Below are 696 nucleotides of genomic sequence, written 5' to 3' on the forward strand. Positions count from 1 at the left end.
GAATCCGGCCGCGTTGGTCAGCAGACCCACAGTGATCTGGGGTTCCAGGCGACGTTCCTTGGAGAACCCGGACTCGCGGAACCCGTCACCGGCGTCGGTCTCGAAGTACAGGGTCGTCACGTCGTACAACAGCAACGTCGCCGGGCCCAGGCCGACATGGTGCGCGCAGAGCGCGGCCAGCCGCTCCCGCCAGGCCTCGGCGGCATACGCGGGCAGGCGCCGCTTGAGCGTCCGGTACGACACCGGCGCGACACCGGTCTCCTCGAGCACCCGCAGCGAGTCGAGCTTGCTGGCCGGCTCGATGATCCGCGCCAGCACCAGCTGCCGGAACACCTCGTCACCATCGGCCGCGTCGGCGAACCCGAGCCGCTCGTAGACCGTCACCAGGGCATCCCACAGATGGCCCATCCGTGATGCGGTGATCGGTAACGGCCCGCCGGACTCCGGCGACGCGTCCAGCCCGAGGTCCAGCTCGCCCTGCCCAGCCGCGATCCGCTGCCGGGCCACGGTCTTGAGCAGCTCCAGCTCGACATCATCGTGCGCCGACCCGATGTGCTCGATGTCCCGCGAGCCTTTGCGCGAGGAGTGCACGATCTGCACCGCACGCGCCCCCGAGGCGGTCTTCACGGTCCGGACATAGGCCACCGAGGCACCTTAGAGCCCAGGATTAGTGCGCAGATTCCGCCCAGCCCAGCA

Annotated in this window: 1 protein-coding gene; it reads right to left on the minus strand. The window is 69.3% G+C overall.

What is annotated here, in order from left to right:
• Nucleotides 1-645, minus strand: a 645-nt coding sequence (locus ABFX45_RS46230) for an IS1634 family transposase (RefSeq protein WP_428834315.1), incomplete at its 3' end; no start/stop codon positions are given.
• Nucleotides 646-696 lie beyond the last annotated feature (51 nt).

This window comes from Lentzea roselyniae (genome assembly GCF_039537795.1).
GTDB lineage: Bacteria > Actinomycetota > Actinomycetes > Mycobacteriales > Pseudonocardiaceae > Lentzea > Lentzea atacamensis.